This is a genomic window from Phenylobacterium sp., assembly GCF_013822795.1.
GTDB lineage: Bacteria > Pseudomonadota > Alphaproteobacteria > Caulobacterales > Caulobacteraceae > Phenylobacterium.
Genome location: NZ_PNLB01000007.1, coordinates 155,709 through 170,808, shown reverse-complemented (window position 1 = coordinate 170,808; position 15,100 = coordinate 155,709). Strand labels below are relative to the sequence as shown.

Genomic DNA, 15,100 nt, shown 5'->3' with positions numbered 1-15,100 from the left:
GTCATGGATTTCGACGTCATCGTCATCGGCTCGGGCCCGGGCGGCTATGTGACCGCCATCCGCGCCAGCCAGCTGGGCTTCAAGACCGCTATCGTCGAGCGCGAGGCGCTGGGCGGGGTGTGCCTGAACTGGGGCTGCATTCCGACCAAGGCGCTCCTCAAGTCGGGCGAGGCTTACGAGAACCTCGGCCACCTGGCCGACTACGGCCTCAAGATCGAGAAGGCGAGCTTCGACTTCAGCAAGATCGTCGAGCGCTCGCGCAAGGTCGCCGGCCAGCTGAACTCCGGCGTCGGCTTCCTGATGAAGAAGCACAAGATCGAGGTCATCGAAGGCGTCGCCAAGCTCGAGAAGGGGCAGGGCGCGCCGAAGGTGGTCGTGGCGCTGAAGGCTGGCGGTTCGCGGACCGTTCAGGCCAAGCACGTGATCCTGGCGACCGGCGCGCGGGCGCGCACGGTCCCCGCCGTCGGCATGGAGCCGGATGGCGATCGCATCTGGACCTATCGCGAGGCCATGGTTCCGAAGGCGGCGCCGAAGTCGCTGATCGTCATCGGATCCGGCGCCATCGGCATTGAGTTCGCCAGCTTCTATCGTGCCCTGGGCTCTGACGTGACGGTGATCGAGGCGCTGCCGCGCATCCTGCCGGTCGAGGACGAGGAAGTCTCCAAGGCCGCTCACAAAGCGTTTGAAAAGCGCGGCCTGAAGTTCCGGGTCGGCGCCAGCGTCAAGAAACTCGCCAAGTCCAAGACCGGCGTGTCGATCGAACTGGAAGTCGGCGGCAAGGCCGAGACGCTGGAAGCCGACATCGCCATCGTGGCCATCGGCATCGTCGGCAACGTCGAGGACCTTGGGCTCGAAGGCCTGGGCGTGAAGGTCGAGAAGACCCACGTGGTCACCGACGGCCACGGCGGCACCGGCGTCCCGGGCCTCTACGCCATCGGCGACGTCGCCGGTCCGCCCTGGCTGGCGCACAAGGCCAGCCACGAGGGCGTGCATTGCGTCGAGCACATCGCTGGCCTTAAGCCGAACAACCTCAGCTCGCCGATCCCCGGCTGCACCTATTCGACCCCGCAGATCGCCTCCGTCGGCCTGACCGAGGCGCAGGCCAAGGAGCAGGGGATCGAGGCCAAGGTCGGCCGCTTCCCGTTCAAGGTGAACGGCAAGGCCATCGCGTCCGGCGAGACCGAGGGCTTCGTGAAGACCGTGTTCGACGCCAAGACCGGCGCTTTGATCGGCGCGCACATGATCGGCGCGGAAGTCACCGAGATGATCCAGGGCTTCACCCTGGCCATCACCCTGGAGGCGACCGAGGAAGAGGTGTTCGCCACCGTCTTCCCGCACCCGACCATGAGCGAAGCGATGCACGAGGCCGCGCTCGACGCCTACGGCCGCGTCCTGCACATCTGATGGAGACGAGGGCGCCTTTCCAGGCGCCCTCTGACTACAGGCGTCGGCGGCGTCCGCGCCGCATGGCGTCGAGGCTCCAGGCGCCGCCGCCCGCGAAGACCAGATAGAAGAACACGAAGCAGAACAGGATCGCCGGCTCGCCGCCGTTGAGCGCCGGCCAGAAGCCCTGCGAGCCGTGGGCGATGAAGTAGGCCGCCGCCATCTGTCCCGAACAGACGAACGCCGCCAGCCGCGTGAACAGGCCCAGCGCCAGCAAACCGCCGCCGATCACCTCGATCCAGGCGGCGGCGAGAAGCATCATCGGCAACGGATCGGGCGCGCCGGGCTGCGGCGCCGGGAAGTGGAACAGCTTCATCAGGCCGTGCTCCATGAAGAGCAGGGCGGCGATGATGCGCAGCAGGCTCAGCACCCGCGGCGCCCAGGCCTCGAGGTTCGGCATAGCAGTCCCTCCCAATCGGCGCCGGAGCGGCGCGATGCAGTCGGGATCAGGCGGCGCGGCGCCCGTCGGCCTCCGCCATCCGCGTGATCGCCACGTAGTCGGTCTTGCCGGTGCCCAGCACAGGGATCTCGGTGACCCGGATGATCTTGCGCGGCACGGCCAGTTCCGGCGCACCGATCGCCTGGGCGTGGGCGACAAGCGGGCTGGAGTCGGCGTCTCGTCGGTCGGTGACCAACACCAGTCGTTCGCCCTTCTTCGGGTCGGGCATGGCGATCACCGCATGGCGGCTGTCAGGCCAGACGGCGGTGGCGATGTCTTCGGCGGCGGTCAGCGAGACCATTTCGCCGCCGACCTTGGCGAAGCGTTTCACTCGCCCGAGGATCTTGATCCAGTTGTCGGAGGTGATGTCGACGACGTCGCCGGTGTCGTGCCAACCGCCTGGCGGCGGCTCGAGCCCGTTCTCGGTCAGGTAGCCGGACATGATGTTCGGGCCGCGTACAAACAGCCGCCCGCCGCCGGGAATGCCCTCGACCTTTTCAAGCTTGGTCTCGATGCCCGGCAGCAGCCCGCCGACGGTGCCGCGGCGGTTGTCGGTGGGCTTGTTCACAGCGATCACGGGCGAGGCCTCGGTCGCGCCATAGCCTTCCAGCACCGGGATGTCGCCAAAGCGATCGCGGATCAGATTGTGGGTCTCGTCACGCACCTTCTCGGCGCCGCAGACGATGAACTTCAGACCCGACAGTTCGTCGCGCTCTGCGGCGCGGGCGTACTGGTTGAGGAAGGTGTCGGTGGCGAACAGGATCGAGGCACCGGTGTCCTTGATCAGCGGCGGGATCTGTTTGACGTGCAGCGGCGAGGGGTACTCGAACGCCTTCATGCCCTTCATCAACGGCAGCAGCACCCCGCCGGTGAGGCCGAAGCAATGGAAGGTCGGCAGCGGGTTGAACATCACCCAAGACGGATCGAGGGGAATGTGCGCCGCGACCTGCTCCACATTGGCGATCAGGTTCGCCTGGCTGAGGATCACGCCGCGCGGCGCGCCGAAGCTGCCGGACGTAAACAGGATCACGCCTGGATCGGATGGCTTGGTCGCCGCGCGGAACCGCTTGGGGAAGGCCCCGGCGGCGGCGGCGAACAGCTTGTCCGACAAGCCGACCGTCTCGCGCACGTCCTCAAGATAGGTGACCGTCGCGATCGGCTCGAGCGCGTCGATCAGGTCGTGCAGCTTGCCCTGCTCGATGAAGCGGTGCGACGTGAGCACGCGCTTGACCCCGGCCAGCTCGCAGGCGGCCTTCAGGTTGCGGATGCCGGCGGTGAAATTGAGCATCGCCGGCGTGCGGCCGAACGCATGCAGCGCGAAGAAGGTGACCACGGCCCCGGCGCTGGCCGGCAGCATGACGCCGACCCGCTCGCCTTCGGTCGTCATGGCCGCGATCTTCCGGCCCAGCGCGAAGGAGGCGCGGATCAGATCGGTATAGGTGAGCGGCTTGCGCTCCTGGTCTTCCAGGATCGGCTTCTTAGCGCCGTAGGTGGCGCGCGCGTCGACCAGCGCATCGAAAAGAGAGCGCTCGCACGAACGCGGATCAAAAGAACGCGACAAAGGCGAAAACCTCCCCGAACGTCTCGCCGATTATTGTTGGGCGCGAGCCTATAGCTGACGCCCGAGGTTGAAAAGATGTGTAACAGGTCGTGAGCTTCGACTTGCGCGTCAAGTGTGGTCAGGCGCTTAAGCTCTTGCCGCGGCTGCTGAAATCGTCGCAGGGGCGGCGTGGCGGGCGTCGATGAACGCCCCGACTGCATCGAGCCAGGGACGCCGCCAACGATCGGCTTCGAGGTGCAGGGCGCTGCGTGCGCCTGCCAACCTGTTGACCGTGCAGTCTGGCAGTCGCCCGCAGAAGGCGGCGGCCCGCGCCTCGGGATTGAGCATCAGCACTGGCGGCCTGACCTGCTGTGCGCCGGACTCAAGCACCCGGCTGGCGGTCTCGAAGGCGTTCGCCCAGCCGAGGCTGGGGCCGGTCAGCCGCAGGTCGGGATTGGCGGCCATCCAGGCGTGACCGACCTGTCCGCGCCAGGCGTCGTGCGTGCGGCCCGCGGCCCGATCGTCTGGGGTCTCCCGGCTCCAGGGCTTCCAGCCGGGGGGCGGCGCGGAGGCGCGCTTCACCGGTCCGAGCAGGGCCTTCTCCGGAGCGGCGGCCATCTGCGGCGCACTGGCGACGACGCCGTCGACCTTCAGGCCCGAGCGGACCGCGCTGAGCGCGACCACCGCGCCGTCGGCCTGGGTCAGCAGAACGAGCGGCGCTGTAGGCGTCGGGCGGACAACCACCCGCACCAATTCGCGCAGGGCTGCGACCTCCGGATCGAACGAGGGGGTGAAGCCGAGGTCGCGGGGCAGGGCGTAGCGGCCTGATCCGCCCTGGCCGGCGCGGTCGAGGATCCAGACCGTGTAGCCGCGCCCGATCAGGTCCGACGCGGTCTCGAACCAAAGCTCTGCGGTTTCGCCGTAGCCGGGCACGATCACCACAGTGGCGACCGGAACTCGCTTGGTGCTGGCGACGCCGTATCGCTGCAGCGGCTGGTCGCCAACGCCGATATAGCCCCAGGCCCAGCCTTCCGGCGGGTAGAACCGCGGCGCCAGCGAGGCTGGGGTGCGGCTTTCGGCGAAGGGCTCGCGGCCGCCGTCGCGCCCGCAGGCCGCAAGGGAAAGGACCAGAGCGGCGAGCAGACACGCGCGAACCATGGCCGAGTTTGACCATGCGTCGCCGGGCCGCTCAATCACGCCTTGATCCGGAGGGTTAGAAAGCCGATCTAGGCCTTATGGCGACCGTCATCGACACCATCGGGGGGCCACGGCCCCGACATCCCGAAAAGCAGTCACGCCCCGATACGCCGATCCTGCGAAAGCCGGAATGGCTGCGTGTGCGCGCTCCGGGCTCGCCCGGCTACAACGCCACGCGCTCGATCGTGAAAGAGCATGGGCTCACCACGGTCTGTGAAGAGGCGGCTTGCCCGAACATCGGCGAGTGCTGGAGCCAGAGCCACGCGACCATGATGATCATGGGCGAAATCTGCACCCGCGCCTGCGCCTTCTGCAATGTCAGCACCGGCAAGCCGCTGCCGCTCGATCCGACTGAGCCCGCGCGCGTCGCCGACGCCGTGCGGAAGATGGGTCTGAAGCATGTGGTCATCACCTCGGTCGATCGCGACGACCTGGCCGATGGCGGCGGCGCGCACTTCGCCGCGGTGGTGCATGCGATCCGCGCCGCGGCGCCCGGCACGACCATCGAAATCCTGACGCCGGACTTCCTGCGCAAGGCGCCGAGCGCGGCCGAGATCGTCATCGACTCCAAGCCCGACGTCTTCAACCACAACCTCGAGACCGTGCCGCGGCTTTATCTCTCGATCCGGCCGGGCGCGCGCTATTACCACTCGCTGCGCCTGCTGGAGCGAGTGAAGGAACGCGACCCTAACCAGTTCACCAAGTCGGGCCTCATGGTCGGCTTGGGCGAGGCCAAGGAAGAGGTCATGCAGGTCATGGACGACATGCGTTCGGCCGGCGTCGATTTCCTGACCATCGGCCAATACCTCCAGCCGACCCGCAAGCACGCCGCCATCGACCGCTTCGTGACGCCTGAAGAGTTCAAGGCCTACGAAGAGATCGCCCGCGCCAAGGGCTTCCTGATGGTCTCGGCCAGCCCGCTGACCCGTTCGTCCCACCATGCGGGCGAGGACTTCGCCCGGCTCAAGGCGGCGCGGCTCGCCAAGGACGCGGCGGCCTAACCGCTTGCCGCGCCATCATATCGAGAAGGTGCTGCCCTTTGCGCCCGACCAGCTCTTTGCGCTGGTTGGCGACGTGGAGGCCTATCCGCAGTTCGTGCCGTGGGTCCAATCCCTGCGGACCTGGAACCACACCTCGCCGGCCGAGGGCGTGAGCCAGCTCGACGCCAAGGTCGGGGTGGGTTTTGCGTTCCTCAAGGAGGCGTTCTCGACGCGCGTGCGGCGCGACGCCAATGCGCGGCAGATCGACGTGCAACTGCTGTCAGGGCCGTTCAAGCACCTGGTGAACCGCTGGCGCTTCGTGGAGGCGCCGGGCGGAACCCGGATCGAGTTCGACATCGACTTCGAGTTCAAGACCCGGCTGCTGACTGGGGTGCTGGATGCGAACTTCAACCACGCCGTCGATCGGCTGATGGCCTGCTTCGAAGGGCGGGCGAGGGCGCTTTACCCCGCCTAGGTCATGCGGTCGCGCAGCGCTTGCAGCGCGGCCTGCACCGCCTGCTCCTGGATATCGGCGCGGGTCACGCCGTCGAACAGTTCGGAACGATGCATCAGCGCTTGGTTCGAGCGCGCCGTGGCGATGTGCACGGTGCCGACCGGCTTCATCGGCGTGCCGCCGCCGGGCCCCGCCACGCCGGTGACGGCGACCGCGACGTGGGCGTTCGAGGCTTCCAGCGCGCCCTCGGCCATCATCCGGGCGACCGGCTCGGACACCGCGCCCAGGTCGGCGATCAGATCTCCGGGCACGCCCAGCAGTTCCTGCTTGGCGCGGTTGGTGTAGACGACGAAGCCGCGCTCGAAGACGTCGGAGGCGCCCGGGATCGAACAGATCGCGCCGGCGACCAGCCCGCCCGTGCAGCTTTCGGCCGTGACGATGCGCAGCGAGCGCTCGCGCGCTTCGTCGATCAGCAGCCGCGCCAGGGTTTCGATCTCAAGGGAAAACATGCGGGGCGACTCCAGCGGGCTCTAGGCAAGGGCGAAGGCTGACCACAACATCGCCGAAGCCCCCCACACAAGCCGATTCGATCCCATGACCACGTTAGAACGGGCCGAACGGCCAGCCGCCTCGATCTCTCCGGTCCTTTTTGCGGTGACGACCTTCGCCAGCGCGGGTCTGGTGTTTCTGGTCCAGCCGATGGTGGCCAAGCTGGTGCTGCCGCTGCTGGGCGGCAGTTCGTCGGTGTGGAACACCTCCATCGCCTTCTTCCAGGCCGCACTGCTGGTCGGCTATGGCTACGCCCACTTTCTCCAGAAGATCCGCTCGGTGCGGGGTCAGGCTCTGGTGCACGTGGCAGCGCTGCTGGTCGCGGCCCTGGCCTTGCCGCTGCGGGTGACGGGCGTGCTGGGCGAGCCGTCGTCCGACTATCCGTCGCTCTGGCTGCTGGGGGTGCTGGCGGTGTCGATAGGCGCGCCGTTCGCCATCCTGTCGGCCACGGCGCCGCTGGTGCAGGCTTGGCACGCGCGCACCATCCATGCCGAGACCGGGGCCGAGCCTTACGCGCTGTATGCGGCGTCCAACCTGGGCAGCCTGCTGGCGCTGCTGGCCTATCCGGCGCTGGTCGAGCCGCTCGCCACCCTGCACGGCCAGACGGCTGGCTGGAGCACCGGGTACGTGGCCTTCGTCGTGCTGATGGCAATCCTGGCGCTGTTCGTGTCGAGAGCGCGCGTCGCGACGATCGAAGCGCCTGCCGTTGCTGCTGGGCCTGCGCCGTCCTGGCGCGATCGGGCGATCTGGGTCGGGCTGGCGGCGATCCCGTCCAGCCTGATGCTGGGAGTGACCACCCACATCACCACGGACGTGGCCTCGGCGCCGTTCCTCTGGGTCATCCCGTTGGCCCTCTATCTGCTGACCTTCATCATCGCCTTCTCGGACAAGCCGATCATTTCGTCGGAACTGACGCTGACGCTGCAGGCCGCGGCGGTGGTCGCCTGCGCGGCGTTGATGCCGTTCAAGGAGGCCAACTTCGCGCATCAGCTCTTTGTGCACCTGGGCGCCTTCTTCCTGACGGCGCTGATGTGCCATCAGGCGCTGGTCGCCAGGCGGCCCAATCCTTCCCATCTGACGGAGTTCTATCTCTGGATGTCGTTCGGCGGCGTGGTCGGCGGGGCGTTCAACGCCTTCCTGGCGCCGGTGATCTTCGTCAACGTCTGGGAATATCCGCTGGTCCTGGTGCTGGCCTGTCTGGCGAGGCCAGGGCTCCAGCCCGTCGAGCCGTGGCGCTGGACGACCTTCACGCTCGGAGCCGTCGCAGCGGCTGCTGCGCCGGTGATCGCCTTGAAGTTCGGGATGGCCGACCACCTGAAGTTCATCGTCATCGGGCTGTTGCTCGTGGCGACGGTTTGCGCGTTCGTGATCCGCCGTCAGATGATCGTCTTCTTCGGCCTGGTGGCGGTTCTGTCGATGTCTGCGACCCTGGTCGGCGACCGCGTCGACGTGCGCCAGAGCTGGCGCAGCTTCTTCGGGGTGTTGCGACAGTCGGAAATGCCAGTGCCGGCGATGGGCGGGCCGGTAAAGATGCTGTCGCACGGCACGACCCTGCACGGCGCCCAAGCCCAGGACCCGCGCTACATGTGCCGACCGCTGGTCTACTACGCGCCGGAGACGCCGATCGGGCAGGTGTTCAGCCATGAGATCAAGCGTCCGACGCCCCTGCGGGTCGGGGCCGTCGGCCTCGGCACCGGGGCGGTCGCGGCCTACACCCGCAAGGGCGATCACCTGACCTTCTTCGAGATCGATCCGCTGGTGATCCGGCTGGCGACCAATCCCAAACTCTTCAGCTACACGACGACCTGCGCGGGCGGGGCGATCGACTATGTGGTCGGCGATGCGCGCCTGACGTTGGCCAAGCAGCCGGACGGAACCTTCGACGTGCTGCTTATCGACGCCTTCTCATCCGATGCGGTGCCGGCGCATCTGCTGACCGTCGAAGCGATGAAGGGCTATCTAGCCAAGCTGAAGCCCGACGGCGTGCTCATCGTGCACCTGTCGAACCGCAATCTCGAGCTGCGCGCGCCGGCCATGGCGGTCGCTGAGGCGGCGGGCGGCTTTGCGCTGATCCAGCGCCACAGCCCGGCCAAGGGCAGCCCCCCGCTCTGGGAGTCGGCCGAGGACGCGATGATCGTGACCCGCAGCGTGGCCGCCCTGGCGCCTTACGAGGCCGACAAGCGCTGGTCGCCGACCGATCCGACCGCGGTCCGGCCTTGGACCGACGACTACATGAACCTCGCCGGGGCGATGTACGCTCAGCTGAAGGTGAGCTGGCCCTGGCTGCCCTAGGCGGGCGTTTCCACCGCCACGATCGCCTGGGCCAGCAGGCCCTCCTGGCGGCCGGTGAAGCCCATGCCTTCGGTGGTCGTGGCCTTCACGCTGACGCGGTCGAGCGGCACGCCCAACAGTTCGGCCAGGCGTTGGCGCATGGCGTCGCGGTGCGGGCGGATCTTGGGTCGCTCGCAGACCAGGGTGACGTCGGCGTTGACGATCCGGCCGCCCTTGTTCGTCAGGATTTCGACCGCGTGCAGCAGGAACCTGTCGGAGGCCGCGCCCTTCCATTGCGGGTCGGACGGCGGGAAGTGTTCGCCGATGTCGCCTTCGCCAATGGCGCCCAGGATGGCGTCGGTCAGGGCGTGGAGCCCGGCGTCGGCGTCAGAGTGGCCGATCAGGGTCTGGTCGTGCTCGATCTTCACCCCGCATAGCCAGACCGCCTCGCCAGGGCCCCAGCGGTGGGCGTCGACGCCCTGGCCGATACGGGTGATGCGTGCGCCGCCCGCCAGTTGCTCGGCCATGGCGAAGTCCTCCGGATAGGTCAGTTTCATCAGCCGCGGATCGCCGGGAGCGATGGCGACCTTGCCGCCGGCGCGTTCCACGACCGCGGCGTCGTCGGTGGGCTCGGCGTCCGCCGGCCAGGCGGCGTAGGCTGCGCGCAGGACGTCCAGCCGGAAGGCCTGCGGGGTCTGGGCTCGCCAAAGCCCGTCGCGCGACACGGTTTCAGCGACGACGTCGCGGCCGCGCTTGAGGGTGTCGGCGACGGGCAGGGCAGGGACCGCCCCGTCCGCGACCTCAAGGGCGGCGAGCAGGCCGCGGACGTGAGCGGTCGTCAGGAAAGGGCGGGCGGCGTCGTGCACCAGAACGGCTGCGGTGTCGCCGGCCGGCAGCGCGGCCAGGCCCTGCTGCACCGATTCCGCCCGTGTCGCCCCGCCGCGAACCGCGAGCGCGCCCGGAACGCCCTGCAGCAGTTCGGCTGCTTCGCTGATCCAGGCCTCGGCGACGACGACGACAATCTGTCGCGCCCCCGCCGCGGCGAGGGCTTCGATCGACCATGACAGGATCGGGCGTCCTCCCAAGCTGCGCCAAGGCTTGGGCGCGCCTGGGCCGGCGCGTGTGCTGGAACCGGCGGCGACGATGACGGCTGAGAAATCCATGGGGTCTGTTTAGGGCGCGCACGCCTGCTGTCTAGGCTTTACGGCGGTGCACAATTTGCCTAAAACAGAGGCGGTAGGGGTGATTACAAAATGAGCAGCACGCTCAAGATCGGGGATGTGGAAGTCGGCGGCCGCGCTTGGATCGCGCCGATGACCGGCGTGTCCGACCTGCCGTTCCGCAAGGCCGCTAGCAAGCTGGGCGCGAGCTATGTCGCGACCGAGATGGTCGCCTGCGCCGAGTTCTCCAAGGGCCGACCCGACGTCGTGCGCCGCGCGGCGGTGGGCGAGGGTTTGCCCTTGATGGTCGTGCAACTGGTCGGTCGCGACCCGGCCCATATCGCCGAAGGCGCGCGCCTGGCGGCGCAGGCCGGGGCCCAGATCATCGATCTCAACTTCGGTTGCCCGGCCAAGGAAGTGACTGGCGTACTCTCCGGTTCGGCGCTGATGCGCGAGCCGGACTTGGCCGAGAGCCTGATCGCCGCGGCGGTCGACGCCGTCGACGTGCCGGTCACGGTGAAGATGCGGCTGGGCTGGGATGCAGCCTCGAAGAACGCGCCGGACATCGCCGCGCGGGCCCAGGCCCGCGGCGCACGGGCGGTGACCATTCATGGCCGCACGCGCTGCCAATTCTACAAGGACACCGCCGACTGGAGCGCCGTGCGCCCGGTGACGGAAGCGGTTTCGATCCCGGTCATCGTCAATGGCGACATCATCGACGGCGACAGCGCGCGCCAAGCGCTCGCGGCCTCGGGTGCCGACGGGGTGATGGTCGGCCGCGGCGTTTACGGGCGGCCCTGGGTCGCCACCCAGATCGAAGCCGAACTGGCCGGCCGCGCGTTCGAGGAACCGCATGCAGAGCGGCGTCTGGAGATCGCGCTGGAGCACTTCCGCGACAGCCTGAACTTCTACGGCGATCGGCTCGGGCTGCGGATCTTCCGCAAGCATCTGGCCTCCTACATCGAGAATGCGCCCTGGCCGGAGACGGCCGAGGCGCGCCGCGCCGCACGCTCGACGCTGTGCCGGCTGGACGATCCGGCGGAGGTCGAAGCCGGCCTGACCGCTTTGTGGCGTGAACCCCAACCGAGACTTGCCGCATGACCAACCAGACCCGCGCGGCGCCGCCCGGCCTGAACCTGGAGCTTCTGAAGTCGAGCGCCTTCGACGTCTCTCCGGAACCGGCCCTTGTGGTCAGCCGTGACGGAGCGCTGGTCGCGGTCAACGAGGCGGCCGAGGCGTTGTTCGGTCAAGGGCTGGGGTTGTTGACCCGCGGTCGGTTCGGCGCGGCGTTGCCGCCGGGATCGGCGCTGGTCTCGCTGCTGGATCGGGCCCTGGAGGAAGGGGTTCGGGTCCGCGAGCGTGGCGTGGAAATCAGCCTGTTCGGGCACCCGTCCTTCGAGGCGGACGGCGCGGCGGCCCCGCTCGCCGATGGGTCTGTGTTGCTGACCTTGCACGTCAAGGGCGGGGCGCTGGGCGGCGAGCGGACCGGCGCGGAGCAGGCGGGCCTGCGGACCATCGTAGGGCTGGGCCACATGCTGGCCCATGAGATCAAGAATCCGCTGGCAGGCATTCGCGGCGCCGCCCAGCTCCTGAAGGCGGGCGCGCGGGCCGAGGACGCCCCGCTCGCCCAGCTGATCGTCGACGAAACCGACCGCGTTCGACGCCTGGTCGATCGAATGGAGGCGTTCTCCGACGACGCCTTGCCCGACTGCAAGCCGATCAACATTCACCAGGTGCTCGACAGGGTGAAGGCGCTCGCCGCCAACGGCGTCGCCGACGGCCTGACGCTCACCGACGACTACGATCCCTCGCTGCCGCCCGCCTATGGCGACGAGGATCAGCTGATCCAGATCTTCCTGAACCTGGTGAAGAACGCCGCTGAGGCGGCGCATGGACGCGGCGACGGCCGCGGAGCGATCACGGTTCACACCGGATACCGTCATGGCGTGAAGGTTCGCGCCGCCAAGGGCCACGTCCTGCGCGGCGCGCCGCTGGAGATCCGGGTCCAGGACAACGGCCCCGGGGTGCCCGCGCATCTACGCGAGAGCCTGTTCCAGCCGTTCGTCAGCAGCAAGACCCACGGGGCGGGCCTGGGCCTGGCCCTGGTCGCCAAACTGGTCGCCGGGCACGGCGGCCTGATCGATTTCGAATCCGAGCCGGGGCGCACGACCTTCCGTGTGCTCCTGCCGATCGCGTCTGGAGAGGATACGCCGGCATGAATGCGATGACGAACGCCAGCAAGAAGATCCTGATCGCTGATGACGACGCGTCGATCCGGCTGGTGCTGAGCCAGGCCTTCACGCGGCTGGGCTATCAGGTGCGCGCCACCGGCAACGCCACCACCTTGCTGAAGTGGGTTTCGGACGGCGAAGGCGACCTGGTCGTTACCGACGTGGTGATGCCGGACGAAAACGTGTTCGACGTGCTGCCGCGCATCCGCAAGGAGCGGCCGCGACTGCCGGTCATCGTGATGAGCGCACAGAACACCCTGCTGACCGCGGTCAACGCGGCCGACGCCGGGGCGTTCGACTACGTCTCCAAGCCATTCGACCTCGACGACATGACCTCGGCGGCGCGGCGGGCGCTGTCGCGGCCGGCCGACAGCGAGGCCACCAAGGCGCAGGCCCGAGCAGTGCGCGACGAGCGGTTGCCGCTGATCGGCCGGTCCGGGCCGATGCAGGACGTCTATCGCACGATCGCCCGCCTGGTCGGGGCCGACCTGACGGTGCTGATCCTCGGCGAGAGCGGCACCGGCAAGGAACTGGTGGCGCGGGCCCTGCACGACATGGGCCGACGCAAGGACGGCAAGTTCGTCGTCATCAACCTGGCCGCCGTCCCGCGCGAGCGGGTCGAGGCGGAGCTGTTCGGTCGCGACGACGGGGACTACGGCAAGCTGGTCGAGGCTGACGGCGGGACGCTGTTCCTCGACGAAATCGGCGACATGCCGCTGGATGCCCAGACCCGCCTGCTGCGGGTGATCGACGGGTCCGAGCAGTCGCTGAACCCCAAGACCGGCCGACCGCCCAATGTGCGGATCATCGCGGCGACCAACCGCGACCTGCGGGCGTTGATCCAGCAGGGCCTGTTCCGCGAAGACCTGTTCTTCCGCTTGAACGTCGCGCCGTTGCGCTTGCCGCCGCTGCGCGATCGCACCGAGGACATCCCAGATCTGGCGCGGGCCTTCCTGCTGCGCGCCAACCGCGAGGGCCTGCCGGCCAAGACCATCGACGCCAGCGCCCTGGAGCGCCTGAAGCTGCATGGCTGGCCGGGCAATGTCCGGGAGCTGGAGAACCTGATCCGGCGGATCTGCGCGCTCTATGCCGAGGAGCTGATTACTGCGCGGATCGTCGAGCGCGAACTGGCCGACCAGCAGCCGGCGATTCCGGGGCACGAGGGGCCGGTGACCCTGGCCACCCTCGTCGAGCGGCACCTGGGCGGCTACTTCGCCGAGCAGCCGGACGGCGTGCCGCCGGCCGGACTCTATGATCGGGTGCTTGAGGAAATCGAGCGACCGCTGATCCAGCTGACCCTGGCCGCCACGCGTGGCAACCAGGTGCGCGCGGCCGAGATCCTGGGTCTCAACCGCAACACCCTGCGCAAGAAGATCCAGGACCTGGGCGTCGAGATGGCCCGCGGCCGCCGCTAGAGCGTGACAGCTTCAAGTGGAAGCCGGTTGAAGCGACCGACACGCTCTAAATCTTTGAAGATAGACCCTTTTTGTCCGGTTCAGGTGATTCCACCTGAACCGGAAAGGGTCTAGCGCGGCCGATCAGACGGCTGGCTCGGTCAGGGCCGAGTAGACCAGGGTCCGCAGCTCTCGCCGGATGGGATAGGCCGACGAGGGCAGCACCTGGGTCATGAATACCACCGAGAGGTCCTCGGCCGGGTCGACCCAGAAGGCTGTGCTGGCCGCGCCGCCCCAGTAGAACTCGCCGTCGCTGCAGGGGACCAGGGTTCGCGGCGCGTCCTGCACCACCGCAAAGCCGAGGCCGAATCCGACGCCGGCGTTGGTCGCCTCCGAGAACAGCGAGCGCGACAGCTGGGTCAGGTCCTTGCCGTCGGGCAAGTGGTTGGCGGTCATCAGGTCGAGGGTCTTGGGGGCGATGAGCTGGACGCCGCCGTACTCGCCGCGGTTCAGCAGCATCTGGCAGAATTTCATGTAGTCGGCGGCGGTCGAGACCAGCCCGCCGCCGCCGGAAACGAACGACGGCGGCTGCAGGTAGGGGCTGGTGGTGGCGTCGTCCTGCAGGTCCAGTCCGCCCTTCGGGGTGGCGTTGTAGCAGGCGGCGAGGCGCCCGCCCTGGCCCTCGCGGACCCGGAAGCCGGTGTCGATCATGCCCAGCGGCGCGAAGATCCGCTGTTGCAGGAACTCTTCGAAGGGCATGCCGGCGATCTTGCCGACCAGGTAGCCCAGCACGTCGGTGGACACTGAGTAGTTCCAGGCCTCGCCGGGGGAGAACTCGAGCGGCAGGGTCGCCAGCGTCTCGATCATCGCCTCCAGCGGCAAGGTGCTGCCGATCTCGCCGACCCCGGCCTTGCGATAGGCGGCGTCGACATTGGTGCGGTTCTGGAAGCCGTAGGTCAGTCCGGACGTGTGGCGCAGCAGGTCGACCATCTGCATCGGGCGCGTGACGGGCTTGGTCAGGAAGCCGCCGGTGCTTCCGGCGTTGAAGACGCCGAGGTTGGCCCATTCGGGAATGAAGCGGTGGACCGGATCGTCGAGCGCGACCTTGCCTTCCTCGACCAGCATCATGAAGGCGACGGAGGTGATCGGCTTGGTCATCGAATAGATGCGGAAGACGGTGTCGGCCTCGCAGGCCAGTCCCCGGGCCAAGTCGCGCTGGCCGCCGACGAACTCGTGCACGATCTCGCCGTGGCGCGCGATCAGCACCTGGGCGCAGGGCATGCGGCCAGGCTGCAGGTACTTCTCGCTGATGAAGCGGTCGAGCTTGGCGAGGCGGTCGGGGCAGAAGCCAAGGGAACGGGGATCGGCCATGTCGGGTCCTGGTCGTTGGTGGCGAGGCGGACGCCAACAGACCTGAACCGATCGGGCGCGCCAAGTCCCGT

13 protein-coding genes are annotated in these 15,100 nt (G+C 68.4%); 7 read left to right on the top strand and 6 right to left on the bottom strand.

Going from position 1 to position 15,100, the window contains the following annotated elements; all coding sequences use genetic code 11:
* Positions 1 to 3: 3 nt before the first annotated feature.
* A complete protein-coding gene (gene lpdA, locus C0481_RS08475; RefSeq protein ID WP_293402618.1) occupies positions 4 to 1,404 on the top strand; it encodes a dihydrolipoyl dehydrogenase in 1,401 nt (466 codons plus the stop codon).
* A 34-nt stretch (positions 1,405 to 1,438) separates the two neighbouring features.
* On the opposite strand, the gene C0481_RS08470 is transcribed toward lpdA, so the two are convergent.
* The 3 genes from C0481_RS08470 to C0481_RS08460 form a co-directional block, all read right to left on the bottom strand.
* The gene (locus C0481_RS08470) at positions 1,439 to 1,843 is read right to left on the bottom strand and encodes a DoxX family protein (protein ID WP_293402616.1); all 405 of its coding nucleotides are present in this window, start codon (positions 1,841 to 1,843) and stop codon (positions 1,439 to 1,441) included.
* A gap of 46 nt (positions 1,844 to 1,889) precedes the next feature.
* On the bottom strand, positions 1,890 to 3,443 hold the full coding sequence (locus tag C0481_RS08465) for an AMP-binding protein (RefSeq protein ID WP_293402614.1): 1,554 nt from the start codon (positions 3,441 to 3,443) through the stop codon (positions 1,890 to 1,892).
* Positions 3,444 to 3,569: 126 nt separating this feature from the next.
* Positions 3,570 to 4,580 carry an alpha/beta hydrolase gene (locus tag C0481_RS08460; RefSeq protein WP_293402612.1) on the bottom strand — a complete coding sequence of 337 codons (1,011 nt, stop codon included), beginning with the start codon at positions 4,578 to 4,580 and terminating at the stop codon, positions 3,570 to 3,572.
* A 77-nt stretch (positions 4,581 to 4,657) separates the two neighbouring features.
* On the opposite strand from C0481_RS08460, the gene lipA reads away from it, so the two are divergent.
* Both lipA and C0481_RS08450 read left to right on the top strand, forming a co-directional pair.
* The gene (gene lipA / locus C0481_RS08455) at positions 4,658 to 5,620 is read left to right on the top strand and encodes a lipoyl synthase (protein WP_293402610.1); all 963 of its coding nucleotides are present in this window, start codon (positions 4,658 to 4,660) and stop codon (positions 5,618 to 5,620) included.
* Positions 5,621 to 5,624: 4 nt separating this feature from the next.
* The gene (locus tag C0481_RS08450; RefSeq protein WP_293402608.1) at positions 5,625 to 6,074 is read left to right on the top strand and encodes an SRPBCC family protein; all 450 of its coding nucleotides are present in this window, start codon (positions 5,625 to 5,627) and stop codon (positions 6,072 to 6,074) included.
* On the opposite strand, the gene C0481_RS08445 is transcribed toward C0481_RS08450, so the two are convergent.
* Positions 6,071 to 6,562, bottom strand: coding sequence for a CinA family protein (locus tag C0481_RS08445; RefSeq protein ID WP_293402606.1), 492 nt, complete (start codon positions 6,560 to 6,562; stop codon positions 6,071 to 6,073). The genes C0481_RS08450 and C0481_RS08445 overlap by 4 nt on opposite strands.
* Before the next feature lie 85 nt (positions 6,563 to 6,647).
* Between C0481_RS08445 and C0481_RS08440 the strand changes: the two genes are divergently transcribed.
* Positions 6,648 to 8,894, top strand: a complete 2,247-nt coding sequence (locus tag C0481_RS08440) for a fused MFS/spermidine synthase (protein WP_293402604.1) — start codon at positions 6,648 to 6,650, stop codon at positions 8,892 to 8,894.
* Here C0481_RS08440 and C0481_RS08435 read toward each other — a convergent pair.
* Complete coding sequence (locus C0481_RS08435; protein ID WP_293402602.1) at positions 8,891 to 10,036, bottom strand: bifunctional 2-C-methyl-D-erythritol 4-phosphate cytidylyltransferase/2-C-methyl-D-erythritol 2,4-cyclodiphosphate synthase; 1,146 nt, start codon at positions 10,034 to 10,036, stop codon at positions 8,891 to 8,893. The genes C0481_RS08440 and C0481_RS08435 overlap by 4 nt on opposite strands.
* 90 nt (positions 10,037 to 10,126) lie before the next feature.
* Between C0481_RS08435 and dusB the strand changes: the two genes are divergently transcribed.
* The 3 genes from dusB to C0481_RS08420 are packed head-to-tail and all read left to right on the top strand — an operon-like array spanning position 10,127 to position 13,679.
* Positions 10,127 to 11,134: a tRNA dihydrouridine synthase DusB gene (gene dusB / locus C0481_RS08430; protein WP_293402600.1), complete on the top strand. Its 1,008-nt coding sequence runs from the start codon at positions 10,127 to 10,129 to the stop codon at positions 11,132 to 11,134.
* Entirely contained in the window at positions 11,131 to 12,252 is a 1,122-nt protein-coding gene (locus C0481_RS08425) for an ATP-binding protein (RefSeq protein WP_293402598.1), read from the top strand. Before dusB ends, C0481_RS08425 begins: the two co-directional genes overlap by 4 nt.
* A gap of 5 nt (positions 12,253 to 12,257) precedes the next feature.
* Entirely contained in the window at positions 12,258 to 13,679 is a 1,422-nt protein-coding gene (locus C0481_RS08420) for a sigma 54-interacting transcriptional regulator (protein ID WP_293402691.1), read from the top strand.
* Between the two features lie 123 nt (positions 13,680 to 13,802).
* Here the strand turns inward: C0481_RS08420 and C0481_RS08415 are convergent, their stop codons facing one another.
* Entirely contained in the window at positions 13,803 to 15,029 is a 1,227-nt protein-coding gene (locus tag C0481_RS08415) for a serine hydrolase domain-containing protein (protein WP_293402596.1), read from the bottom strand.
* Between the last annotated feature and the right edge of the window lie 71 nt (positions 15,030 to 15,100).

Bases quoted from the DNA above. Each gene is read 5' to 3' on its own strand.
- lpdA (WP_293402618.1), top strand. From the start codon at position 4: ATGGATTTCGACGTCATCGTCATCGGCTCGGGCCCGGGCGGCTATGTG.
- C0481_RS08470 (WP_293402616.1), bottom strand. From the start codon at position 1,843: ATGCCGAACCTCGAGGCCTGGGCGCCGCGGGTGCTGAGCCTGCTGCGC.
- C0481_RS08460 (WP_293402612.1), bottom strand. From the start codon at position 4,580: ATGGTTCGCGCGTGTCTGCTCGCCGCTCTGGTCCTTTCCCTTGCGGCC.
- lipA (WP_293402610.1), top strand. From the start codon at position 4,658: ATGGCGACCGTCATCGACACCATCGGGGGGCCACGGCCCCGACATCCC.
- C0481_RS08445 (WP_293402606.1), bottom strand. From the start codon at position 6,562: ATGTTTTCCCTTGAGATCGAAACCCTGGCGCGGCTGCTGATCGACGAA.
- C0481_RS08440 (WP_293402604.1), top strand. From the start codon at position 6,648: ATGACCACGTTAGAACGGGCCGAACGGCCAGCCGCCTCGATCTCTCCG.
- C0481_RS08435 (WP_293402602.1), bottom strand. From the start codon at position 10,036: ATGGATTTCTCAGCCGTCATCGTCGCCGCCGGTTCCAGCACACGCGCC.
- dusB (WP_293402600.1), top strand. From the start codon at position 10,127: ATGAGCAGCACGCTCAAGATCGGGGATGTGGAAGTCGGCGGCCGCGCT.
- C0481_RS08425 (WP_293402598.1), top strand. From the start codon at position 11,131: ATGACCAACCAGACCCGCGCGGCGCCGCCCGGCCTGAACCTGGAGCTT.
- C0481_RS08420 (WP_293402691.1), top strand. From the start codon at position 12,258: ATGACGAACGCCAGCAAGAAGATCCTGATCGCTGATGACGACGCGTCG.
- C0481_RS08415 (WP_293402596.1), bottom strand. From the start codon at position 15,029: ATGGCCGATCCCCGTTCCCTTGGCTTCTGCCCCGACCGCCTCGCCAAG.